Genomic DNA, 23556 nt, shown 5'->3' on the forward strand with positions numbered 1-23556 from the left:
TGTAGAAATAATAATTTTCCTAGCTTTTCTTCAATAAAGTGAAAGAAGGGCGGGTATGAAAAATAAGGAATAGGAGCATGAGTGTGAATTTAATTGAACAAAGTACAGATGCGAATGGAATTATGACTTTGACACTGAATAGGCCTGAGAAGTTAAACGCCTTAAGCACGGACGTTTTACTTACTTTAGGTGAACTATTACAACATGCCAAAACAAATTCGAAAGTGAAAGCCATTATGCTCACCGGTGAAGGAAAAGCATTCTGTGCAGGTGCAGACATTAACCGCTTGGCTGAATGCAATGCTCAAACAGGCTATGAATTTGCTAAGCAGGGACAAGACGTTTTTAGACTTCTAGAAACCATGGGGAAACCTTCATTAGCGGCTGTAAATGGCTTTGCATTTGGCGGTGGCTGTGAATTAGCTATTTCAGCGACAATGCGAATTGCCTCTACTCAAGCAAAGTTTGGACAACCAGAGGTGAAGCTAGGTGTTATTCCTGGTTATGGTGGAACTCAGCGCTTATCAAGATTAGTAGGTAAAGGGCGAGCTTTAGACTTATGTCTTACAGGACGATTTATTGATGCAGCAACAGCCTTGAACTGGGGTTTAGTGTCTGGGGTCTTTGAGGCTGATCAATTGTTGATGGAAGGAAAGCAAATACTCAATGGGATATTAAGCATGGCACCACTGGCTATTACAGGAGTTATGGAGGCTATTGATTATGGTTATGATATGTCTCTAACGGATGCTTTACATCTTGAAGCAGTCCATTTTGCCAAAGTATGTGCCACCGAAGATAAGAAGGAAGGTGTAGCTGCATTTCTAGAAAAGCGTAATGCAGAATTCACAGGAGCTTAAGCATGGCAGATGAGATACTTTTTACTCAAAAAGGTCAACTCGGTATCGTTACTCTAAATCGTCCCCAAGCTCTTAATGCATTGTCTCTGCCCATGATTATTGATCTGCAAAATCAATTATCGCTGTGGAAAGAGGATAATTCGATAAAAGCTGTAGTAGTCCAGGCTGTACCTGGAAATTCATTTTGTGCTGGAGGAGATGTCCGTTGGCTGTATAATTCGGGTCGAAGTAAAGAATCAGAGCAGATGCAATTCTTTTGGCATGAATATCGATTGAATCATTTTATTCATCATTTAGGAAAACCTTATATTTCTCTGATGGATGGTATCACTATGGGGGGTGGGGTTGGTATTTCTCTACATGGGAGCCACCCCGTAGCCAGTGAGCGATTTGTGTTTGCTATGCCGGAAACTGGAATCGGTTTTTTTCCTGACATAGGTGCAAGTTACTTGTTAAATAGATGCCCAGGTTCATTAGGTGTCTATCTGGGTTTAACAGGTAATAAATTAGGGCCTCACGATGCAATGAAAGCCGGACTTGTCAAAAATATTGTGCTGTCTGAACAAATGCCTCATCTTGTTGATGCCTTACAAAATGAAGATTTATTCGAAGACGCTTACACCCGAGTTGATCGTTGTATAGAGGCTTATGCAAACAATGATCCTTCTCAAGATCCAAGTCAGATTAAACCCTTGATAGATGTGTGCTTCAATAAAAACACGGTTGAAGAGATAAGAGATGCGCTCCTGCAAGTAGATGGAGTTTGGGCCGTAGGTGTTGGTAATACCTTATTGCAAAAATCACCGTTAAGTCTTAAGGTGACATTAGCACAGTTAATCAACTCTAGAGGATTGTCTTTAGCTGAATGTTTAAAAATGGACTTTGATTTGGCGGGTCATTTTATGAAGGGTACCGATTTTTATTCGGGTGTCCGTTCAGTTTTAATTAATAAGGATAAGAACCCCCAGTGGAAACCTAATACCTTAGATGCGGTTAAGGAGAATATGGTGGTGAGCTATTTTGAACCTTCCTCAATTGGGCTGGAGTTAATTGTTGTTTAAAATCAGAGTCATCTTTTGCATTGGCATGGGATGACCTATTTCTAAAAAACCACTCTCAATGAACTATACTTTTTAATACGCACTATGAGTTAGTGGTTAGCGAAATGTTCTCACGTAGAAATTGCCTAAATCGAAAAAAATTGCATTTGAAACCACAACAAGGTCCGAGCGACTCTGGGCACTTTGTGGATAAAGGAACTTTTAGTACGGATTCTAGAGATGAAAGAGTGTACACGCCTTGGGTAACTAAACTCAACAAACACGAAGGAGAAAGAAGAAAGGGGGCCTCAATTTTAGAGGTTTCTTTTACGTGGCTTGCATTGCTGTTTGATGGAAAAACATAATAACGTTGCCTAAGTTTTGTTTGTAAAAACCAAAGGGTCTATAAATAACTTGTTCAGACGAAGTCATAACCCGGTATTCAATACAGTATTTTTCAGATTATGACTTCATCCATAAGGGCTTATATCTTTAAACCTAAAATCAGTTTAGGAGCGGTTCGTAGTAGTTTCAACTGCCGAATTTAGTTTAAATGAATCACCGTATCTTAAACAACGATGATTAGAGTAATTGTTGCAATTATGAGAGAAATAAAACTTTAAATTCGATACGAATATATTTTGCCCACTGTCCATGAGAAAAATCCTCTCTGGCTGTAATTGAACGTAATTTGAATCCCACAAAATTGCTTTATAATACGAACCTGCATTTGGGAAAATCCATCGATCTAAAAAGGGAAGAACTTTCTCAGGATCATTACTAAAGAAGTTCTGATAAATGTCGCTAATGAATGTTTTTTTCATTTCATAGTTGCTTTTGAAATAGAAATTACTCCTATCTTGTCGATACTCAATAAAGGGTGGTTTATCCACATTTTTTTTAAACCCGGCTGAAATATTTAGTGCGGCAATAACTGCTCGAGCTGACTCGATTGTTAGTTTTGTTCCGAGTAAATCAGAGCCATTGTATTCATCTAAGAATTTATTCAGCTCTTCAACGGCAGTATCTGTCATTGGGTCAAAGAAGCTGCTAATTGCAAATCCGGTTGCAAAATTAGTTTCAGGATCATAGGTACAGGATATATAAGTCATGTAGCTGTATTTATCAGGGGTAATGTGTGAAATTAAACGATCCTCAACTTCTGCAAACACGCGGTCGCAATCCATGACACTTGTTTCTAAAGAGCCTGATATGCGAATTATTTGGGTTGGGTAATCTAAACTACGCGTAAATGTTTCTCCCTCTTTTAGGTGTTTAGAGTCATTGGCATAGGATTTTACTTGGGTATTTTTATTCTCCGGGGCTTTAAAAAAGATCTGGCCTTTGTTGTCATCATTTTGAATTTGGCTAAAGGCACAGCAAGGAATTAATACAAGTGGAGCGATAAACTGATGAAATCTCATAGCAAACTCCTTTTATATTTTAAATTAAATCCTTTAATTTAAAGAACCACCCCATCATGGAGTAATAATGCTCGCAAATTGGTCAGACTATTTCCTAGTAAACAAGGGGTTCCATTTTTGAGTATACAATAAACCCCATGATTCGCTAGAGCATTTTAAAGAGAATTTTTGCAGTACTTATAGACTTAAATGAGTACCTTGATGTGTATTTCCTGTGCCAATAGTTTGATTGTCTGGAGTAAAAATTCCATTTTTACCTAAAGAGTTGGCAATCAATTGCTCCTCTCTTCCTTTGATATAAGTTTTGCCAAGAGCGGTTGCGGTTCTTATAAAGACTAGAGGGGATGAGTTTATTAAAATTTCTTGAATGGTATCGCTATCCATAGATGGTTTATCCAATGTCATCGAAGATTTGCTATCTCTAGCTTGTAGTTCAATCGCTTTAAATATTTTCTCAGCCAGCTCTCTGAAATAATAACCATTCTTTGCGCAGATTTTTAAGCAGCGTAACGCTTTTTCGATATTTTCATTATGAAATTCATTTTCTGCTACTCTGTAAAATGAGTTATGGGCAACCTTAAACACTTGTTGTAACGTAGACATGTACCTGAATTGAACATCTTGTTTTGCTTCCGCCAAACAATGATCAACAATGAGTTGGTGGATTTGCAGTGCTTTAGGTGATTTAGGACAGGAGTTAACTAACACAGCTATGGCATTTAAATTTTCAATGAAATTGGATCTGATCATGTGATCAAAGCAGGAGTTTATGCAATCACTATCAAGAATAACAAAATGTCTCTGTTCTAAAGTGAATTGACTACTCTGTTCAGCGTTGTTTAAACCTCTTAAGTGTGAGTGAATTAAATTGATAACGACAGGAATTCCATTTTTATCAAGAGAGGACTCATTTAAAGAGGATAAGGAGATAGGGTAATGACTAATTTCCCATTTACCCACTAAATCATCCCATGAAATGCTGTTAATGTATAAATACCCCCCTTCAATTGTGTATAAAATATATAATTTTGGGATTTCATTAGCTGCTTCTTTCGCTTTACTGATGACCTGATAATTGGCTTCCAGGATACTTTTACCTTGAGCTACTAAATTTTTTAATTTGAATTTAGCTTCCAAGCCTGGGGATAGAAAACGTGCGAAGAACATGAGTATTTCAGGGGTATATTTAAAGGGAATATCTAGAGTTTCCAACCATGGCACAGAGAATGATTCTGTCTTGAGAGTGGTTCGCTGATCGTCTAATTTGCTATCCATAATGTGTTATAACTCGATAATAAAAGTAAAAGAGGTGGATTTTTTTAGAGAACATTATGAGGTTATTTTGGACACAATGCAATAAAAGACATAAATAAGAACAGATAGGGCATAATATGAGCCTCTTCTTGTTGATAAGTACTCGGGTTTAATGCATTATTCATATTAAAATTGTTTGATCTGCGCTTTTCGCTTACAATTCAAAATTAAATCGATACTGGTAATCTGAGAAACTCATGTCTGATTTCTACCAAGACTTCAATAAGAGAAGAACCTTTGCAATTATTTCGCATCCTGATGCAGGTAAAACGACCGTCACTGAAAAGTTACTTCTATTTGGGGGAGCTATTCAGTTGGCTGGCACTGTAAAAGGTCGTAAAGCAGATAGGCATGCCACTTCAGATTGGATGGAAATGGAAAAGGAAAGAGGAATCTCCATCACAACTTCGGTCATGCAATTTATCCATAATCGCCATGTCATGAATTTGTTGGATACGCCTGGACATGAAGATTTTTCTGAAGATACCTATCGTACACTAACCGCGGTAGACTCCGCCTTAATGGTCATCGATGTGGCCAAAGGTGTGGAGGACAGAACAGTAAAACTCATGGAAGTGTGTCGACTTCGTGATACCCCTATTATGACCTTTATTAACAAATTGGATAGGGAAGGGCGGGAGCCTATTGATCTATTGGACGAAGTGGAATCTGTTTTAGGTATACAGTGTGCACCCATCACTTGGCCAGTAGGCATGGGTAAACGATTTAAGGGAATCTACCATCGTTATCAGGACATCGTGTATTTGTACCAACAAGGTTTGAATGCTAAAAAGCAAGAGGCGACCCAAATAAAGGGTATAGATAATCCTGAATTGGATGAATTGCTTGGAGATAGCGCACAGGAATTAAGAGAAGAAATTGAGCTGGTTAAAGGGGCCTCCCATGAGTTTAACCTACGAGACTATTTAGCAGGGAAAATGACTCCAGTCTATTTTGGTTCAGCCATCAATAACTTTGGCATCAAAGAGCTTTTGGATGACTTTGTTGAATATGCCCCAGGTCCTCAGGCAAGAAAAACAATAGAGCGCATTGTCCAACCCAATGAAGATGCCTTTACAGGCTTTGTATTTAAAATTCAAGCGAACATGGATCCTAAGCACCGCGATAGAATCGCCTTTGTCCGAGTATGTTCTGGCTCATACAAAAAGGGAATGAAGTTGAATCACTTACGCATAGGCAAGGAAATTCAAATTGCAAATGCCCTCACTTTTATGGCGGGTGACCGTTCTCATACTGAATTGGCTTTAGCTGGAGACATTATTGGTTTGCACAATCACGGTACAATTCGAATTGGTGATACATTTACTCAAGGAGAGCTATTAAAGTTTACAGGAATTCCAAACTTTGCACCTGAATTGTTTCGCTTGGTGCGCTTAAAAGATCCACTCAAGAGTAAAGCCTTATTAAAAGGATTGATTGAGTTATCTGAAGAGGGTGCAACGCAGGTATTTAGGCCATTGAACAGCAATCAATTGATATTAGGGGCTGTAGGTGTTTTGCAATTTGATGTGGTAGCGCATCGATTGAAGCATGAATACAAGGTTGATTGTATCTACGAATCAGTCAATGTAACTAGTGCACGCTGGGTCTATTCTGATGATGACAAGGCCATGAGTGAGTTTAAAATAAAAGCGCACGATAATTTAGCATTGGATGGTGGCGATATGCTCATGTATTTAGCCCCAACTAGAGTTAATTTGACAATGGCCGAAGAACGATATCCAAAGATCAAGTTTTGTGCTACCAGAGAACACTAGCACAAAGTGGGTTAGCTAAACAAAGTACAGCCCACGTAAAGACTGGTATTCTTGCTTTGTTTAAACGCTTCCTTACGGTCGCAGCTCGGTTTATTCAGTATAATCTGTGCTATCACAGTTCTAATCCGAGCCACCGTAAGGAAGCGTAAATCTTTATGCCTGGTTATATCTCAAGTTCTACGCCACACAAATCGCCTTTAAAGTATGTGCCCCAATGTTAGTGATTTGAACTTTTGCACCAGCCTCAGCACTAATCTTTAAAATGTCCCCATTATGAACAGTAACCTTTAAAGTTTCTCCTTTTGATAGGGGTATTCCATTGACTTTGCCACGTTTTAGAAGAGCCTCAGTAAACATTTCATTCGATGAGTCTTCGCTGTAGATTTTACATTCAGCACTCACTTCCCAATACAAGTAATTCACGAACACCTGAGGTTGATTAGGTTGAAATTCATACTCTAAAGTAACTCCTGGTACAAGGTTATGGGTAGGTAGAGAATACGTACTCGTGGAAATAGATGCCGCTGCAAATAATAAGGTAAAGCCGATTTTTCGTAACATAGATGCCTCCAGCGTGAAAAATTAACGGGCTAAGATACATTTATTTTGCTTGCTTGGCAAATTCTGAGGCATTTGCGCTTGGTTGGACGGGCACCCACCCCTGGTCTTATTTTTTTTCTATTTCATAGGGTCATAGCTCTCCTAGTGCCTTTGCAATGGATTCAGTCATTGATTTCGCGTCTCCGAAAAGCATATAGGTGTTATCGTGGTAGAACAGATCGTTTTCAACCCCAGCATATCCTGGTGATAGGCTGCGTTTAACAAATAATACATTTCGAGCCTTTTCAACTTCAAGAACAGGCATACCATAGATTGGTGACTTAGGATCTGTTTTGGCTGCAGGGTTGGTGATGTCATTCGCACCTATAACAAAGGCTACATCGGAGGTAGCAAAATCTCTATTTATTTCACTTTGTTCAAAAACTCGGTCATAGGGAATGTTTGCCTCTGCTAGTAGGACATTCATGTGTCCTGGCATGCGCCCAGCAACCGGATGTATTGCAAATCGGACTTTTATAGATTTTGATTCAAGAGCATCAACTAACTCTTTAACGGCATGCTGCGCATGAGCTACAGCCATTCCATAACCAGGAACAATGATCACGTCTTTTGCATTGCTCAATAGAAAGGCAGCGTCCTCACCATTGGCTTGTCTTACTTGACGTGTTTCATGTGAGAGCTGTCCTTGAGTGCTGGTGCTTGAACTGCTAATTCCACCAAAAATGACATTAAATATGGATCTGTTCATACCAACGCACATGATGTAACTAAGAATAGCTCCGCTTGCGCCAACTAAGGCACCTGTAATCACTAGTAGATGATTGCTTAGGGTAAATCCAATGCCTGCTGCAGCCCAACCAGAATACGAATTAAGCATGGAGATAACAACAGGCATATCAGCACCACCAATTGGGATAATGAGCATCACTCCCAGTAGAAAAGACAATGCAGCTAAAGCAGCAAACACGGCAGCATGTTGAGTACTCACAAATAAACCAAACAACACGAGCAAGGATAGCGCTATGAGTAAATTAACAAAATTTTGCCCTGCAAAGCGAATGGGTATTCCAGACATGATCCCTTGTAATTTCAAGAAAGCAATAACAGACCCTGAAAAAGTAATTGCTCCGATAATTAGACCTAAGCTCATTTCTACAAGACTAGAAGTCTCTATATTTCCGGGTTCACCAATCATAAAAGAGTGGGGCGATAAAAAGGCGCAATAGGCTACTAACACGGCTGCCATCCCCACTAATGAGTGGAAGGCTGCAACTAACTGTGGTATTGCAGTCATGTTTATTTTTAAAGCAATCACAGTGCCTATAACACCTCCCGCCGCTATAAGGCTTATTAAAATAAGATGATGATAAGTGCTTGGCATTAAAAGTGTTGAGCCAACAGCTAGAGCCATTCCTATGATTCCAAGAAGGTTCCCTCTTCTTGAAGTCGCTGGGCTAGCCAGACCTTTTAGCGCTAATATAAAGCAAATGGCGGCGAGTAGATAAAACAAGGGTACAGTTGAATTCATTACCGGGTCCTTTCTTTAATTCATTATTTTTTATACATACGCAACATACGTTGGGTCACGACAAATCCACCAAAAATGTTGATTGAAGTGATAAATATTGCTATTCCACCCAACCAAGTTATGTGGCCTATAAGTTGATTTCCTGCGGCTATTAATGCGCCAAGAATGATAATACTCGAGATGGCATTAGTCACTGACATGAGAGGGGTATGCAGAGCAGGTGTGACCTTCCAAACTACGTAATATCCAACAAAGCAGGCCAGTACAAAAATGGTTAAGATGGTGATATATGGATTACTCAGGGTGGTTGCTTCAGGCATTTTGCTTCTCCTTGGTCTTGTCAAAAGGCATGTAGGAGCCTTTATTGCAAATCATTGCTTGCTGGATTATTTCATCATCTGGATTAAAAGCAATTTCAGGAGCTGACTTTGCTAATAAACTGATGAGATGAATTAGGTTATTTGCATACAGTTCACTAGAAGTAGTCGGAATTTGTCCGGCCATATTACTTGTTCCTATGATCGTGACTTCTCCGTGTTTGATGCTTTGATCTTTAACACTTAGTTCGCAATTACCTCCTCGAGATGTTGCTAGATCAACAATGATAGAGCCCGGCTTCATTTCTTCTACTGTTGCTTTATACAATAAGGTAGGGGCTGGTCTTCCTGGAATGAGAGCCGTAGAAATGACAATGTCTGACATTCTTGCGTATTTGTCTATCAGAGCAGATTGAAGTTTTTTATATTCTTCACTGGTTTCTGATGCATAACCCCCAGCAGTTTCACTGTCTTGCTCCTGAGCCACTTCAATAAATTCAGCACCTAAGCTTTCCACTTGCTCCTTAGCTGCACGCCTAACGTCAAAGGCATACACAACAGCACCTAAGCGTTTGGCAGTAGCAATCGCTTGTAAACCAGCGACTCCAGCTCCCAAAATAAGTACTTTCGCCGGTTGAATCATACCTGCTGCTGTCATCATCATTGGAATGGCTCTATGGTATTGGGACGCTGCTTCGATAACGGCTCTGTACCCTGCGAGGTTGGCTTGCGAAGATAAGCTATCCATACTTTGGGCTCTGCTTATTCTTGGAATCAGGTTCATGGAAAATAGAGAAATTTGATGTTCTATACTCCACTTAACAAGCTCGTTTTCTGGCTGATTATCAATGTGTGCTATCACAACAGCCTCTTTTGCTAAACCATCAAGGTGTTTAGGTTTTGGCTCATTAACAGCCAACAAGATTTGGGTTTGTTTAAGCAGATCCTGACGTTTATCAAAAACAGTAGCACCTACTTTTTCATAAGCATCATCATGAAAATCCGATTTTAGCCCGGCATTTTTTTCGATACCTACTTGAAATCCTAATTTTATGTATTGTTTTGCAGTATTTGGAGTAATAGATACGCGTGTTTCTGAACCATCTTCGAGTATAGTTCCAATCATCATTGTGAAAATCCTTTTATTGCTTAGGTGAGAATTATCCCAGTTTATTCAGCATAGTTTTCACTTACATGGCGTGTCAAGATAGGACCATAAAAAATGGTGCTAAAGAGCACCATTTTTTAATTCAAAGGATTAGACAGTAAAATTGTATACAGTCCTATGTAACTAGGTGGATTCCTCCGGAGTGCTTTTGGCTTCTTAGTAGGCTCTAAGCTTGCTCACCACACTCTCAATCTGGCTTCCATGATTTTACTGTTGGCTGAACAATATTTACCGTCTATGTCACAATATTAGTCTAATAGTACAAGTAATTCCAATCTACTTTGCAGATATTTTGCAAAATTATAGTTAAGAAATCATCTCGCTTAGCCACGTCTTGTCCATGGGGCACCACGTAGTAGGGAGCTAAAGGGTTTTCTGGAGGCGTAAATAGTATTGCCATGGGTGTTAAGGAATATTTGAGTAAAATAAATTTTACCTCGCTTATCTCGGGCTATACCAATCCCTGTCAGATCATAATTTCCATCTATATTTCTCTTGTGTCCGGGGCTTAATAGCCAATTTTTTACTACGTCTCTAGCATTTTTATAATTGTAGGCAACATTTTCTGCGCCGGCTCCTGAGTCTTTTATTTGCGAGTGCAAGCGATTGATTCTAGCTTCAAAATAGCTATGGCCAAAGGGGATTTTATGGCTTGCCATGTCCATGGAGTGTTTCTTAGCCTCATTGACCATTTTGTTGTTCATTGCTAGAGGTCTTAAACCATGTTGTTGCCGGTATTGATTGATATAAATGAGTATTTCATTCTGAATCGCTGAATCACTAGTCGTTTTTGAAGTAGGGGGGGTTGCATGAAGTGCTTGAATAATTCCACAAAGCAGAATAGGCAACATGAGTATTACAAGAGTTATTTTTCTGTTCATTAGGTTTCCTTCATTGCTATTAGAACAGGACTTACGCAAAACCCTGATCTCTTCGCCAAAAAATGGTTTGAATTCGGTCATTTAGTTTATCTAAACTCCCTCATTCAAACCATTGTTTGCCTCGACCTCAGGTTTTTTCGTAAGTCCCGTAGAAAAAAAATGAGCTGAATGGTTACCAAAAATCACCAGTTTGTCCAGCATTTGGATTAAATTAGATCAGATATTAACCGTTAAGCCTAGCAAAAAGCCATGTAAGATAGGAATATTGGATACGCTTCCTCTTCTCGTTTCAAAGTTAATTTTTAAATTGGGATCACTCCCATAAACCCCTTGGTATAGAAGATTTAAACTAGCTAGAGCTGTAATAGGATATCCAAAACCTGCTTGAATCTCTCCCGCAAGTTGAGATAGGTTATTGACTGGATTGATAGGAACTTTCCAATGGCGGTAAGCAAGGCCACCCTTCATTTGAGCAAAAAAAGAACTACCGAACAGAGGATTACTTTTAGCGGTTACCAATAAATCCAGCATAGGGCCTAGATTTGATTTAATAGGCGGTAGCCATCCTAGAACAGATAACGTTTCTTCAGGAATGTTCAAACGCATTCTATTGCCATTTTGAATACCGAATTCCACGCCAAGAGCGATATCACCACTCAGGCCCAATTCATTTCCTAGAGCTAAACGTGCAAGTACATTTTGACTATCGTGATTATGAACTCGTTGATAAGTTCCATGACCGAAACTAGCGGTGATTGTCCAGGGTTGATCTTGTGATGTGGCTTCGATAAATCCATCAGCAAATAGATTGAAAGAAATTAAAACCCCTATTGATATTGATTGTAATTTTGATTTCATCTTTCAAATCCCTAAAAGAATTGCTTGATTCTGAAAGTGCTAGTAATAAACCGTGCTAGGAACTGTAGTCTGGCGGAGAGAGAGGGATTCGAACCCTCGATACGTTGCCGTATACACACTTTCCAGGCGTGCGCCTTCAACCACTCGGCCACCTCTCCAGACGGGCAAGCTTATACTTGTCGAGCAAGAAATGCAAGCCTATATGCATCTAAGAGGTATGACCTGTATATAATTTATCAAGTCAGCCTAGGGGTTGTAAATAGTTTAGGTAATAATATGAACACACCTTGGTTGATGTAAAAATAATATCTAATATGGACAAATTATATTGAGTTGACACCGGTACTATTGTATATTCCCATTTTTTTGATTACGGAGTGAAGTCAATGAGCCTTCAACATTCATTACAAAAGGGTGTTTCTGATTTTAGTTTTATAATTGGTAGAGGACTGATCTATGGTGGTGCAGGAGCTTTATTTGTGATGGCTGTAGTTGGCACTATCGCAATTGATCTTGTGCTGCTTTCTGCCGCAGAAAAATATCAAGATCGTTTTTTAACTGGATTCGTACTTGGTTCTATGTTCAGTAGAGGTAACACCGATCCTGTTCCTTTATTAATTGCTTCACCTATTTCATCAGCAATTGCTGTTGTATTATCAGTTGCTCTTGGTGTTCCTGAGGTTGGTTTGGTCATTATGGCAGGTTGGCTTTTAGCGGCTACAACATTAGCGATAGGTTATGGTATAGAAGCTTTTTCTAAAGCAATTAATCCTGACCCAGTGCATGAATTAGACGACGAACCGGCCTTTTCTTGCTGCTTGATGTAATCTTTTGATTCAATCACAGATTAACCGGTTGACGCAACGCGTCAACCATCATTTCTCAAGCTGACTTTCTTAGTTAAATACCTCTGCAAATTCTTGAGTATTGTCGAAGAAAATTCCTATAAATCGTCTTATACTTATAAGAGATTTGATCTATCCAAACTATAAGGACTCATCATGGGGTCAAGATTGTTGGTATTTCCTTTATCATTACTGTTGAGTGCCAAAACATGGTCTATACCTTGTTACTATACTTTGGCAAAGGATTCTTGTTGGACAAATTATAACGTGACAGTCAATGTGATTGATGATGCAAGCTCCACGACGGTTTTAACGTTGAGCATTCCCAAAGGGCAAACTTGGGCTAGGGGTTCATTTGAGTGCAAACCAGCGCAGGGGTTGAGGTATGTAGCTCAATTTACCCCTGTTTTTTGGCAAAGTGATGTGGGAAAAACATACGTTTCTACGAGAACTTGGTACATGCCTGGAAAAGTGAACACAGGCGATAAGGCTTGGACTATACCAATCTGTTACCCTGCAGATTTTGCACAAGTCCCTTTGCCACCAACTGCAGATAGCAGTTGTAAATGTGATTTCACTAATATTCCTGAGCCTACTCTTTAATAACCCATAGCCTTGAATGGTATCTTTGGGTATGATTCATCCCATATCATTATTTGGAGTTTGCAATTGATAACACTAAGAAACAAAATCGGCCAAATGTTGATCATGGGTTTTAATGGAAGTGAGTTGCATGATCACAGTCCTGTCGCACAGTGGTTAGCTACTGATGGTTTGGGTGGTGTGATATTGTTTGATAGAGACCTGGAAACTGGCCTTTTTGGAAAAAATCTAGTGAACCAAGCACAGATTAAAATTCTTATAAGACAACTCCAACATTATGCAGCAAAAACATCGATAAATAGAGAAACCCTACCTCTATTAACAGCCGTTGATTATGAGGGTGGGGCTGTAGATAGACTATCTAAAATCGAAGATTGTATGCCTACATTAAAGCCGATTGATCTTGCAAGGCTATCATCCGAAGCATTTAAGGAAGAAGTGTGCCAAATGGCTTTGACCTTGAAATCATTAGGTTTTAATTTGAATTTCGCCCCAGTAGTTGATTTAAAACTGAATGAACAACAAGGAATAATAGGAAAATTAGGGCGAAGTTTTTCTCAAGACCCAGACACAGTTGTCCTTATGGCGAAACAGTTCGTAGAACTATTTAGTCATTATGGTATAGCTTGCGCCTATAAACATTTTCCAGGACATGGAAGCGCTGTAGGAGATACTCACGAAGGCTTTGTAGATGTAACAGATACTTATAGACCAGAAGAGTTATTACCCTACGAACAATTATTGAAGGACGTGTATCTTCCTGTCATGGTAATGACCGCTCATGTTGTTAATAAGCATTTGGATAGCTCAGGTCTTCCAGCAACTTTATCTCATGAAATATTAACAGGGACATTGCGAGAGAAAATCGGTTATGATGGAGTCATTGTCAGTGATGACCTGCAAATGCAGGCTATAGCCAGTCACTACTCTATTGAAGAGGCCTTGTGTTTAACAATTAATGCGGGGGCTGACATGATTATCTTTGCTAATCAGCTAGGAAGAATTACAGCACCAGAAGTTATTGATATCATTGAGCATTTGGTTAACGAAAACAAAATTGATCCACAACGAATTGATCAAGCTTTTCGTCGAATCATTCGTTTAAAAAAGCAACTGACTTGTATTGAATTAGAAGGTATAAACTCATAAGTTCTTTTGATGGCTAGATTGACTAAAAATATATCAGTGGTATAATATATTCTTCGTGTATAAAATATAATCACAATGCGGCGGACCGTATGATTTTGCGCTTTTTTAAACCAATCAAATCAATCTGTTTCAATTCCATTAAGATAATGATATATTGTTGTAGCTGATACCTGGGTTATCAGACCCTAATTCAAACTCTATTTTAAAACTATTTTTGAATTTTAAGGAATAATCGATGTGTGCAGCACACCAGCAAAACAACAACATTTTATTGAGTACTCCCATTATTTATGCATTGATGATAGGTCTTGGTATTCTGACCGGTATGTCCGATATAGCCATTCTAAAAAATCTTGGTCTGTTAATTTCTGACTTGTTCATTAAAGTATTCAAATGCATTAGCCTACCGATTATCTCTCTTTCAATTATCGTAACCTTAGCCAATTATAGGACTGATGGGTTAATGAAGGGGATTTGGCAACGAACCATAAGTTACACGTTTGCAACAACAATGGTTGCAGCATTTATTAGTTGCTTGTTGTATATCTTGGTAAATCCAAGCACCGTTCAAGTGAGTGCTGATCATGCGGCAAAAGCATCAGAAAGTTTAGGTTATTTAGGTTATCTTAGTAAGATAATTCCCACAAATCTGCTTTCACCATTCCTTGAACAGCAAGTAATGGGTGTTTTGCTATTAAGTATTGCTGTAGGTTTTGCAGTACGGCAGATCTCAGATCAAGAATCTCGAGAGACTATTACAAAATTCTTTCGAGGCGCCCATGGTATGTTTTTGGTGATGACTCGCTGGATAATTAAGCTAATACCTCTTGGTTTATTTGGATTTATCACCTCAACAGTAGTGCAGCTACGTTCGGGAATGGATATTAAAGGAATTGGTCAGTACTTATTGATTGTTGTCATGGCAAATCTAATTCAAGGTTTTGTGGTTTTGCCACTATGGCTAAAAGCAAATGGTGTGAATCCTTTTAAAACCATGAAAGCAATGCTACCTGCATTATCCATGGCGTTTTTCTCTAAATCTTCAGTGGGTACTTTACCGGTAACAATGAACACCATTGAAACAAACCTTAAAGTAAATCCGCAAATCAGTCGATTTGTTTTACCTTTATGCACTAGTATTAACATGAATGGCTGTGCTGCATTCATTTTTGCTACTGTTATTTACTTAATGCAAAGTCATGGAATTGCGATCTCTTATGGTACGATGGCTTTATGGATCCTCGTTTCAACCATTGCTGCAATTGGAAATGCTGGAGTGCCTATGGGTTGCTTTTTCTTGAGTGTAAGCTTATTGTCCAGCATGAATGTGCCCATTACCTTGATGGGAGTCATTCTACCTTTTTATGGTTTAATCGATATGTTGGAAACTTCCCTCAATGTGTGGTCCGATGCTTGTGTTACCAAATTGGTCCATGACAAAGCTCATGGGGAGATCGAGGGAGCTTCTCAGAAAGTGAGGAGTAAACCCTTATTGGAAGTGGAGCTGGGGTAGATGATTGTCTGCCCCCTCACGGCTGAGGAATCGACTCATTTTTTAAAAGGGGCATTTATACCAAAGGTCGGGTGCTTCGTCGAATGGCGCTGCCTTAAGCAGTGTCATTAGGTTCATCTATCAGGCCCGCATCGGTCCGCTTGCTGACGCGCGCGGCTCGGTTCCTTCTTTGCTGTCTGAATCAAATCGTAGTCACAGCAGGGAGTGAGTCGGTCCGCTTGCTGACGCGCGCCTCGGTTCCTTTTTTGCTGTCTGAATCAAATGCTAGTCACAGCAGGGAGTGAATCGGTCCGCTTGCTGACGCGCGCGGCTTGGTTTCTTCTTTGCTGTCTGAATCAAATCTTAGTCACAGCAGGGAGTGAGTCGGTCCGCTTGCTGACGCGCGCGGCTCGGTTTCTTCTTTGCTGTCTGAATCAAATCTTAGTTACAGCAGGGAGTGAGTTGGTCCGCTTGCTGACGCGCGGCTCGGTTCCTTCTTTGCTGTCTGAATCAAATCTTAGTCACAGCAGGGAGTGAGTCGGTCCGCTTGCTGACGCGCGCGGCTTGGTTTCTTCTTTGCTGTCTGAATCAAATCTTAGTCACAGCAGGGAGTGAGTCGGTCCGCTTGCTGACGCGCGCGGCTCGGTTTCTTCTTTGCTGTGTGAATCAAATCTTAGTTACAGCAGGGAGTGAGTTGGTCCGCTTGCTGACGCGCGCGGCTCGGTTCCTTCTTTGCTGTCTGAATCAAATCGTAGTCATAGTAGGGAGTGAGTCGGTCCGCTTGCTGACGCGCGCCTCGGTTCCTTTTTTGCTGTCTGATTCAAATGCTAGTCACAGCAGGGAGTGAACCGAGCCGCGCGCGTTAGCAAGCGGATACGGAACTATACGCTTTCACGAATGACGCCGCTTAAGGCAGCGCCATTAGGCGAAGCGATGGACCTAAACTTACTGACCATCAGAGAAGAGATTAGTTGGGGCACTATTATAATTTGAGTCGATTCCTCAGCCCTCAAGGTCGCGGCTTGGTTGGTAGAATGGGCGGAGAAGGGCGGGGACGGACTCCACTGGGGTCCGTCCCCATTTCTGGATAACAATTAATTCAACAACAAACGCTCACAAATAGCGTAATACATGGCTTCTAATTGGTATAAGTCATCTAAACTTATGCACTCATTCACTTGATGGATAGTGGCATTAATTGGTCCAAGTTCAACAACTTCAACACCATAAGGCGCTATAAAGCGACCATCGGATGTTCCTCCACTGGTAGACAATTCAGGGCTAGATCCAGTTTGTTCCAGGATAACTTCTTTACAAGTGTCCAGTAACAAGCCTTTATTTGTAAGAAAAGGTTCACCATTTAAACGCCAATGAATCGTTGGGTTCAGCTTGTGGCGTTGGAAAGCATTTTGGACTTTTGTTTTTAATGATTCTTCTGTTTGTTCGGTTGAAAATCTAAAGTTAAGGTCTAAATTAATATCTCCGGGGATAATATTGCCGGCGTGACCGCCTGAATGGATGTGAGTTATTTGCATGGAGGTGGGCGGAAAAAAAGCATTGCCATTATCCCATTGAGTAGCGGTTAACTCAGCCAATAAAGGACTGATTTTATGGATGGGGTTGTCTGCAAGGCTTGGGTAGGCTACATGGCCTTGAATGCCACGTAAGTTAATTTTGGCGCTTAAAGACCCCCTTCGGCCAATTTTAATAACATCTCCAACACGATGAGAGCTAGATGGTTCGCCTACAATACAATAGTCCATTTGTATTTTTTTTGCAGCCAACTTTTCCATGACATAAGGTGTTCCGCAATTGAAATCATCACCTTCTTCCCCACTGGTTATTAAGAATCCAAGTCTGCCTAAAAAGTTTGGATGGGATTTAACAAAACGCTCTGCCATATGCAGCATACAGGCGAGGCTTCCTTTCATATCAGCCACGCCACGTCCAAATAACAGGCCATCATGCTCTTCTAGAAGAAAAGGATCAGTATTCCATTTCGCACTTTCTCCGACAGGTACTACATCCGTGTGGCCTGCAAAAACCAAAAGAGGGCCAATATTGCCATATACCGCGAAAAAATTAGACACCGGTTCTTTATTCAATTGAATACAATTAAATCCAATCTGTTCTAAATACTGAATCATGTATTTCTGGCATCCTGCATCGGAAGGTGTGATGGAAGGAAAGTTAATGAGTTCAGTTAGGATGGATTTTATGTCTGTCATAATTAGCTTGCTCTTAAAAGTTCATTAATACTCACTTTAGCTCGTGTCTTTTCATCGACTTGTTTAACTATAACAGCGCAATATAAACTATGGCTACCATCTTCGCTGGGTAGATTTCCAGAGACCACCACGGAACCTTCCGGTATTCTGCCATAGGTGATCGAGCCATCGAGACGATTATATATTTTTGTGCTTTGCCCAAGAAAAACACCCATAGAAATAACGGAGTTTTTTTCAACAATGACACCTTCTACGACCTCTGAGCGAGCACCAATGAAACAGTTGTCTTCAATGATTGTTGGATTTGCTTGCAATGGTTCTAACACCCCACCAATTCCTGCACCACCAGACAGATGAACATTTTTTCCTATTTGAGCACAAGAGCCAACAGTTGCCCAAGTATCAACCATCACGCCCTCATCAATATACGCACCTACATTGACGTAAGAGGGCATCAGGATGCTATTTTTTGCTATAAAGGCGCCACGTCGGACAATGGCATGAGGAACAACTCTAACACCTGATTGTTTAAATTGTTCGTTATCATAACCAGTGTATTTGAGTGGAACTTTGTCATAGAATTGGCAAAATCCTGCATCTATTATTTGGTTTGGAAATAGTTTGAAGGACAATAATACTGCTTTTTTAATCCACTGATTAACGACCCAATCGCCATCCATTTTTTCGGCAACTCGAATTTGACCACTATCAAGACATGAAATAACTTCATTCACTGCCGCTTTAAGCTCCGAAGGTGCTGAATCTACAGAGATCTCATGTCTATTCTCAAAAGCTTGTTCAATGATGTTTTGCATCGTATTCATGGTTTATCCCTGTAAAGAAGCGATTAAATTATCTTTTAAAGCCCATTGCTGATTCAACCAAGCCTTAAATTCTTCCTGGGTTTTAGAATTAGTGACCAAATCAGTCGAGGTAAATTGGCTTGGAATTGGTAAGTGCCTTATGTTAATTTTCACTGAGCTCACTCTCTTACATAGAAAATCCCATAATGAATGGTGTTTATCGGGATATACAATAGTCACATCAAGTAAACTTTTAAGCTGTTGTCCCATAGAGCTAATGATAAAGCTAATTCCGCCTGCTTTAGGTTTAAGTAGATAGTTGTATGGGGAATTTTGTTTATCTTTTTTGGATTGTGTAAATCGAGTTCCTTCGACAAAATTCATGATTGAAGCGGGCGTTCTTTTAAATACTTCAATGGCTTTACGCGTGGAAATGATATCTTGTCCTTTTTTATGAGGATTTTTTGCCAAATACTCTTTACTATAACGTTTCATAAATGGACAGCCCATTGCCCACCAAGAAAATCCAAGAAGAGGAACCCATTTTAACTGATCTTTGATAAAGAATTTCAGTACAGGTATTTTTCGATTAAATAATCGCTGAAGGATTATTATATCAAGCCAGCTTTGGTGATTCGCTAATACAAGATACCAATCTTTTCGAGTTAGGTTATTTAAACCGGTTATTTCCCAATTTAATTTCTGCACCTTATCCATGTACAAACTATTTATTCCACACCATATGGTAACTATTCCATCAATAATACTGGTGCATTTAGCTTGCCATTTTTTATTGGGAAATAGCTTTAATAGCCCCAAAATGAAGACTGGAAGAAACAAAGCGCTGGTAGAGATAATCAGCGCCAGGATAGCTATTATAGCGTTAAGCTGCCCACCTTTATTACTTTTGCTATTCATAAAATGACCTTATCAATCAATAAGTTTACTTAAATGCATGTTCTAAATCTGCTTTCAGATCATCAATATGCTCAATGCCTACAGATAAACGGATAAAGCCATCGTCAATTCCTAAAGCTCTTCTTTGTTCTGCGGGTACAGATGCATGGGTCATAATGGCCGGGTGTTCAATCAAACTTTCTACACCACCTAGGCTTTCCGCTAAGGTAAACAGTTCGCATCGAGAGAGAAAGCGTTTGGCCTCACTTAAATCTCCCTTTATGACCATTGAAATCATCCCTCCAAAATCACGCATTTGCACTTTCGCTAACTCATGCTGAGGATGGCTTTTTAATCCTGGATAAATCACTTTTGCTACTCTAGTGTGTGTGCTTAACCAACTGGCAAGCTCTGTGGCATTTTCACAGTGCCTTTGCATCCGTAATGACAGGGTTTTTAGACTTCTTAACACTAAGAAACTGTCAAAAGGTCCTGCAACTCCACCACAGGAGTTTTGTAAAAATCCCATTTTATCAATAAGACCAGGATTGTCACCCACTACTACTACTCCACTAACTACATCTGAGTGGCCATTCAAATATTTTGTCGCAGAGTGTAGAACGATATCGAACCCGCACTCAATAGGTCTTTGGATCCATGGGGTTGCAAAAGTATTGTCAGCCACAGTGATGATATTATGTCGTTTTGCAATTGCAGCTATTGCTCTCAGATCTGCTAATTTCAACATAGGGTTGGATGGGGTTTCTACCCAGATTAATTTTGTTTTGTTGTTGATTGCCGCTTCTATCTTTCGAGGATCAGTCATATCCACGAAGCTAAAAGATAGTTTTGATGTTCTGGTTTTAACCTTATCAAATAATCGAAAGGTACCGCCATAAAGATCATCCATTGCAATGACGTGATCACCCGCGTCCAATAGATCAGTGACAGTATTTATAGCTGCCATTCCTGAAGCAAATGCAAAACCTCTTTGGCCTGACTCAAGGCTAGCTATGCAATCCTCATAAGCAGTTCTGGTTGGATTATGTGTTCTGGAATATTCGTAACCCAAATGTTCACCTGGAGCAGATTGTTTGTAAGTGGATGTAGCGTAGATAGGAGTCATCACTGCGCCTGTACTTGGGCATGGTTCCTGCCCTGCATGAATGGCCCGAGTGTCGAAGTGATTTTTATTCATGATGCGATCCTATAAATAACAATTTAAATTCAAGAAGATGCAGATATTCAAATGCCTGTAATGTTTAAAAAATAATCTAAAAATGCAAAATTTGACTAAAGTTTTGAATTTTTCTGCCGCTACACTATTTAGGACATTCTAGTGAGGGATGCATGCGTAGGCAAGAAATCAATTATGAAAAAGTTGCAAAGGCCGCAGAAAAAATAAGAAAAAGAGGAATAGAACCGTCTGTTAATGAGATTCGTGAAGAACTAGGTCTTGTAGGTAACCACCCTGAATTGTCTATTATGTTGGAAAACTGGTATCACAATCAACCAGAATTCCAACGAAAAAGTAATAGCCCATTGACCCAAAATTTGCGACTAAATCCCACTGAAATCGTTGAAAAAAATGTAGAACTTGAAAAATCAATTTCTTTACTACGAGCTACATTAGAATCTACAGCGGATGGAATTATGATGGTTAATGGCCAAGGAGCTGTCGTTGACTGGAATCAAAAGTTTGTTGAAATGTGGAGAATTCCTTCCTACATGATGGAGTCTGGAAAAGAAAGCATCAGCTTTGAGTACATCCTGGAGCAGCTCACCGATCCACAATCACTCATAGCCGACGTGCAATATTTATATCAGAATCCAGAGTGGCAAGGGGAGTTGCCGGAATTGCACTTTAAAGATGGACGAATCTATGAACGATTCACTCAGCCTCAACGAGTAGGCTCGCAAATTGTAGGGCGAGTCTATAGTTTCCGAGATGTAACTCAAAAGAGAATGGCATTAGATGAGCTACGAATTCTTGAAAGAGCAATCGAAGCAAGTACTCACGGGGTAGTCATCATAGAAGTGGTTAAAAATGAATACAGAGTGATTTACGTCAATCAATCTTTTGAGAGAACAACAGGATATTCAGAAAAAAATGCCCAAGGGGTCAATTTATTTTCGCTTTTAGGAACTAATGCAGATGAGGTTAACCATAAGCGAATAGAGCTTGCAATTAGGGAAGTACGTGAAGAAACCGTTGAAATGGAGAGTATCAAACGAAATGGTGAAGTATTTTGGTGTGAAATAAGCGTTGCACCAGTTAAAGATACTTTTGGAAACGTAAGGCATTACGTTTGCATTATTAATGATATTACTCAACGTCGAGATATGGAAAACCAGCTAGTGATGCAAGCGACTTATGATTCGCTAACTAGTCTTCCAAATAGGGTTCTTCTTATAGACCGTGTTGAACAGGCGATATTGCAAGCTAAGAAAAAGCGATCCATTTTGGCATTTATGTTCCTCGATTTGGATCGATTTAAACTCACCAACGATACATTAGGTCACAGTATGGGTGATAAACTATTAGAAGTGATTGCTAATCGCCTACTCATTGCTACTGAAGATTATGATACGGTGGCTCGATTAGGCGGAGATGAATTTGTTATTTTATTAACTGATATTCAAAATATGCAGGAAGCCGAGCAGATAGCCCAGAACATCTTAAAATCCATCGAAAAGACCATTCAGATTGATCAACATAGCTTAAAAATCACTGGAAGTATGGGGATAAGCTTCTTTCCAAAAGATGGGGATGATTATGAGACCCTAATGAAAACAGCGGATCTTTCCATGTATCACGCAAAAGACAATGGAAGAAACAATTACCGGGTGTATGAACCTGAAATGAATAGACGAGCAATCAACCACATGCAGTTGGATACTGCATTGCGCGATGCTTTAAAAAATGAAGAGCTCTTTCTTGTTTATCAGCCATTAATTGATTTGAAAGAATACAAAGTTGTTGGTTTTGAAGCGTTAATGAGATGGCATAGTAAGATTTTAGGTCCAGTTAGTCCGGCAGAATTTATCCCGATGGCGGAAGAAAATGGCATGATTCTCGAAATGGGGGAATGGGCTTTAAACGAGGCTTGTACGCAAATAAAAAATTGGCATAAAGCTGGATTTAAACATTTAACGATGGCTGTGAATATCTCAGGTCGTCAATTTAGACAGAAGAACCTTGCGGAAATTGTTGCTAATGCGCTTAAACACTCTGGACTACAATCCAAATATCTTGAACTAGAGTTAACAGAAAGCTTGTTAATTGAAGACATCGATCATGTTGTTGAAACAATGTACTCATTAAAAGACATGGGAATTAAACTTGTCATCGATGATTTTGGTACTGGGTATTCAAGTTTGTCCTATTTGAAACAGTTTCCTGTGGATAAATTAAAAATCGATCGCTCTTTTATCAATGAAATGGCATCAAATCAGAATGATGCTGCCATTGCGAAGGCTATTATTAATTTAGGCCATAGTTTAAACATACAAGTATTGGCTGAAGGAATTGAAAATGAGTTTCAGCGAGACTTTGTAATAGCGAATCATTGTGATTTTGCCCAAGGTTATTTTTATAAAACTCCCGACACTCCAGAAAATATCTTCGAGTTTTTGTACATGGTTACTCAGTCTAAAGTTAAGAACACGTCAAATTAAGATTTAACTCAATTGTCAATCAGGTAGCACTTATACGCTAAATAATCTGCTTCCTCACGGTCGTGGCTCGGATGAGTATTAGGCTAATATCCGCTTCATTACTTTCATGGACTGGATTAGCACTGTTTCAAC

At 39.6% G+C, this 23556-nt stretch carries 21 protein-coding genes, 1 tRNA gene and 1 other RNA gene; 9 read left to right on the forward strand and 14 right to left on the reverse strand.

Annotated features, from left to right (window positions below; translation table 11 throughout):
- Window positions 1–83: 83 nt before the first annotated feature.
- The 3 genes from Lwal_RS01670 (at window position 84) to Lwal_RS01680 (ending at window position 2265) form a co-directional block, all read left to right on the forward strand.
- Entirely contained in the window at window positions 84–860 is a 777-nt protein-coding gene (locus Lwal_RS01670) for an enoyl-CoA hydratase/isomerase family protein (protein ID WP_058479275.1), read from the forward strand.
- A gap of 2 nt (window positions 861–862) precedes the next feature.
- Window positions 863–1921, forward strand: a complete 1059-nt coding sequence (locus tag Lwal_RS01675) for an enoyl-CoA hydratase/isomerase family protein (RefSeq protein WP_058479192.1) — start codon at window positions 863–865, stop codon at window positions 1919–1921.
- Window positions 1922–2025: 104 nt separating this feature from the next.
- The gene (locus Lwal_RS01680) at window positions 2026–2265 is read left to right on the forward strand and encodes a hypothetical protein (protein WP_058479193.1); all 240 of its coding nucleotides are present in this window, start codon (window positions 2026–2028) and stop codon (window positions 2263–2265) included.
- Window positions 2266–2409: 144 nt separating this feature from the next.
- Here the strand turns inward: Lwal_RS01680 and Lwal_RS01685 are convergent, their stop codons facing one another.
- Together Lwal_RS01685 and Lwal_RS01690 are read right to left on the reverse strand one after the other, a co-directional pair.
- A complete protein-coding gene (locus Lwal_RS01685; RefSeq protein ID WP_058479194.1) occupies window positions 2410–3324 on the reverse strand; it encodes an Lpg0189 family type II secretion system effector in 915 nt (304 codons plus the stop codon).
- Window positions 3325–3501: 177 nt separating this feature from the next.
- Complete coding sequence (locus Lwal_RS01690) at window positions 3502–4599, reverse strand: hypothetical protein (RefSeq protein ID WP_058479195.1); 1098 nt, start codon at window positions 4597–4599, stop codon at window positions 3502–3504.
- 236 nt (window positions 4600–4835) lie between these two features.
- On the opposite strand from Lwal_RS01690, the gene Lwal_RS01695 reads away from it, so the two are divergent.
- Entirely contained in the window at window positions 4836–6416 is a 1581-nt protein-coding gene (locus tag Lwal_RS01695; protein ID WP_058479196.1) for a peptide chain release factor 3, read from the forward strand.
- Between the two features lie 177 nt (window positions 6417–6593).
- On the opposite strand, the gene Lwal_RS01700 is transcribed toward Lwal_RS01695, so the two are convergent.
- From Lwal_RS01700 to Lwal_RS01730, 8 genes are all read right to left on the reverse strand, one after another.
- Window positions 6594–6977 carry a hypothetical protein gene (locus tag Lwal_RS01700; RefSeq protein WP_058479197.1) on the reverse strand — a complete coding sequence of 128 codons (384 nt, stop codon included), beginning with the start codon at window positions 6975–6977 and terminating at the stop codon, window positions 6594–6596.
- Window positions 6978–7107: 130 nt separating this feature from the next.
- A complete protein-coding gene (locus Lwal_RS01705; protein ID WP_058479198.1) occupies window positions 7108–8505 on the reverse strand; it encodes an NAD(P)(+) transhydrogenase (Re/Si-specific) subunit beta in 1398 nt (465 codons plus the stop codon).
- Window positions 8506–8528: 23 nt separating this feature from the next.
- Complete coding sequence (locus Lwal_RS01710) at window positions 8529–8825, reverse strand: proton-translocating transhydrogenase family protein (RefSeq protein WP_058479199.1); 297 nt, start codon at window positions 8823–8825, stop codon at window positions 8529–8531.
- Complete coding sequence (locus Lwal_RS01715; RefSeq protein WP_058479200.1) at window positions 8818–9951, reverse strand: Re/Si-specific NAD(P)(+) transhydrogenase subunit alpha; 1134 nt, start codon at window positions 9949–9951, stop codon at window positions 8818–8820. Before Lwal_RS01715 ends, Lwal_RS01710 begins: the two co-directional genes overlap by 8 nt.
- 128 nt (window positions 9952–10079) lie before the next feature.
- Window positions 10080–10229, reverse strand: a non-coding RNA gene (ssrS, locus tag Lwal_RS18235) — 6S RNA.
- An 84-nt stretch (window positions 10230–10313) separates the two neighbouring features.
- Window positions 10314–10871, reverse strand: coding sequence for a CAP domain-containing protein (locus Lwal_RS01720; protein WP_058479276.1), 558 nt, complete (start codon window positions 10869–10871; stop codon window positions 10314–10316).
- Window positions 10872–11087: 216 nt separating this feature from the next.
- Window positions 11088–11729, reverse strand: a complete 642-nt coding sequence (locus Lwal_RS01725; protein WP_058479201.1) for a hypothetical protein — start codon at window positions 11727–11729, stop codon at window positions 11088–11090.
- Between the two features lie 70 nt (window positions 11730–11799).
- Window positions 11800–11887: transfer RNA gene (locus tag Lwal_RS01730), tRNA-Ser, on the reverse strand.
- Between the two features lie 228 nt (window positions 11888–12115).
- Between Lwal_RS01730 and Lwal_RS01735 the strand changes: the two genes are divergently transcribed.
- The 4 genes from Lwal_RS01735 to Lwal_RS01750 all read left to right on the forward strand — a co-directional run bounded on the left by Lwal_RS01735 (window position 12116) and on the right by Lwal_RS01750 (window position 15839).
- Window positions 12116–12556, forward strand: a complete 441-nt coding sequence (locus tag Lwal_RS01735) for a hypothetical protein (protein WP_058479202.1) — start codon at window positions 12116–12118, stop codon at window positions 12554–12556.
- Window positions 12557–12730: 174 nt separating this feature from the next.
- Window positions 12731–13177 carry a hypothetical protein gene (locus Lwal_RS01740; RefSeq protein WP_058479203.1) on the forward strand — a complete coding sequence of 149 codons (447 nt, stop codon included), beginning with the start codon at window positions 12731–12733 and terminating at the stop codon, window positions 13175–13177.
- Between the two features lie 66 nt (window positions 13178–13243).
- Window positions 13244–14326 carry a glycoside hydrolase family 3 protein gene (locus Lwal_RS01745; RefSeq protein ID WP_058479204.1) on the forward strand — a complete coding sequence of 361 codons (1083 nt, stop codon included), beginning with the start codon at window positions 13244–13246 and terminating at the stop codon, window positions 14324–14326.
- A 235-nt stretch (window positions 14327–14561) separates the two neighbouring features.
- Window positions 14562–15839: a dicarboxylate/amino acid:cation symporter gene (locus Lwal_RS01750; RefSeq protein ID WP_058479205.1), complete on the forward strand. Its 1278-nt coding sequence runs from the start codon at window positions 14562–14564 to the stop codon at window positions 15837–15839.
- A gap of 1073 nt (window positions 15840–16912) precedes the next feature.
- Here the strand turns inward: Lwal_RS01750 and dapE are convergent.
- From dapE to Lwal_RS01770, 4 genes are read right to left on the reverse strand one after another with little or no spacing between them, the layout of a single operon-like run.
- Window positions 16913–18046, reverse strand: a complete 1134-nt coding sequence (gene dapE, locus Lwal_RS01755) for a succinyl-diaminopimelate desuccinylase (RefSeq protein WP_058479206.1) — start codon at window positions 18044–18046, stop codon at window positions 16913–16915.
- 2 nt (window positions 18047–18048) lie between these two features.
- Window positions 18049–18870, reverse strand: coding sequence for a 2,3,4,5-tetrahydropyridine-2,6-dicarboxylate N-succinyltransferase (gene dapD, locus Lwal_RS17220; protein ID WP_058479207.1), 822 nt, complete (start codon window positions 18868–18870; stop codon window positions 18049–18051).
- 3 nt (window positions 18871–18873) lie between these two features.
- Complete coding sequence (locus Lwal_RS17225; protein WP_058479208.1) at window positions 18874–19767, reverse strand: acyltransferase; 894 nt, start codon at window positions 19765–19767, stop codon at window positions 18874–18876.
- A gap of 25 nt (window positions 19768–19792) precedes the next feature.
- Entirely contained in the window at window positions 19793–20944 is a 1152-nt protein-coding gene (locus Lwal_RS01770) for a trans-sulfuration enzyme family protein (protein WP_058479209.1), read from the reverse strand.
- Window positions 20945–21096: 152 nt separating this feature from the next.
- Here Lwal_RS01770 and Lwal_RS01775 point away from each other — a divergent pair, with 152 nt between their 5' ends.
- Window positions 21097–23424, forward strand: coding sequence for an EAL domain-containing protein (locus Lwal_RS01775; RefSeq protein ID WP_058479210.1), 2328 nt, complete (start codon window positions 21097–21099; stop codon window positions 23422–23424).
- Window positions 23425–23556 lie beyond the last annotated feature (132 nt).

The organism is Legionella waltersii (assembly GCF_001468085.1).
GTDB lineage: Bacteria > Pseudomonadota > Gammaproteobacteria > Legionellales > Legionellaceae > Legionella > Legionella waltersii.

Bases quoted from the DNA above. Each gene is read 5' to 3' on its own strand.
- Lwal_RS01770 (WP_058479209.1), bottom strand. From the start codon at position 20,944: ATGAATAAAAATCACTTCGACACTCGGGCCATTCATGCAGGGCAGGAA.
- Lwal_RS01735 (WP_058479202.1), top strand. From the start codon at position 12,116: ATGAGCCTTCAACATTCATTACAAAAGGGTGTTTCTGATTTTAGTTTT.
- Lwal_RS01775 (WP_058479210.1), top strand. From the start codon at position 21,097: ATGCGTAGGCAAGAAATCAATTATGAAAAAGTTGCAAAGGCCGCAGAA.
- Lwal_RS01740 (WP_058479203.1), top strand. From the start codon at position 12,731: ATGGGGTCAAGATTGTTGGTATTTCCTTTATCATTACTGTTGAGTGCC.
- Lwal_RS01710 (WP_058479199.1), bottom strand. From the start codon at position 8,825: ATGCCTGAAGCAACCACCCTGAGTAATCCATATATCACCATCTTAACC.
- Lwal_RS01715 (WP_058479200.1), bottom strand. From the start codon at position 9,951: ATGATGATTGGAACTATACTCGAAGATGGTTCAGAAACACGCGTATCT.
- dapE (WP_058479206.1), bottom strand. From the start codon at position 18,046: ATGACAGACATAAAATCCATCCTAACTGAACTCATTAACTTTCCTTCC.
- Lwal_RS01705 (WP_058479198.1), bottom strand. From the start codon at position 8,505: ATGAATTCAACTGTACCCTTGTTTTATCTACTCGCCGCCATTTGCTTT.
- Lwal_RS01695 (WP_058479196.1), top strand. From the start codon at position 4,836: ATGTCTGATTTCTACCAAGACTTCAATAAGAGAAGAACCTTTGCAATT.
- Lwal_RS01675 (WP_058479192.1), top strand. From the start codon at position 863: ATGGCAGATGAGATACTTTTTACTCAAAAAGGTCAACTCGGTATCGTT.
- Lwal_RS01690 (WP_058479195.1), bottom strand. From the start codon at position 4,599: ATGGATAGCAAATTAGACGATCAGCGAACCACTCTCAAGACAGAATCA.
- Lwal_RS01720 (WP_058479276.1), bottom strand. From the start codon at position 10,871: ATGAACAGAAAAATAACTCTTGTAATACTCATGTTGCCTATTCTGCTT.
- dapD (WP_058479207.1), bottom strand. From the start codon at position 18,870: ATGAATACGATGCAAAACATCATTGAACAAGCTTTTGAGAATAGACAT.
- Lwal_RS01700 (WP_058479197.1), bottom strand. From the start codon at position 6,977: ATGTTACGAAAAATCGGCTTTACCTTATTATTTGCAGCGGCATCTATT.
- Lwal_RS01750 (WP_058479205.1), top strand. From the start codon at position 14,562: ATGTGTGCAGCACACCAGCAAAACAACAACATTTTATTGAGTACTCCC.
- Lwal_RS01680 (WP_058479193.1), top strand. From the start codon at position 2,026: ATGTTCTCACGTAGAAATTGCCTAAATCGAAAAAAATTGCATTTGAAA.
- Lwal_RS17225 (WP_058479208.1), bottom strand. From the start codon at position 19,767: ATGAATAGCAAAAGTAATAAAGGTGGGCAGCTTAACGCTATAATAGCT.
- Lwal_RS01725 (WP_058479201.1), bottom strand. From the start codon at position 11,729: ATGAAATCAAAATTACAATCAATATCAATAGGGGTTTTAATTTCTTTC.
- Lwal_RS01685 (WP_058479194.1), bottom strand. From the start codon at position 3,324: ATGAGATTTCATCAGTTTATCGCTCCACTTGTATTAATTCCTTGCTGT.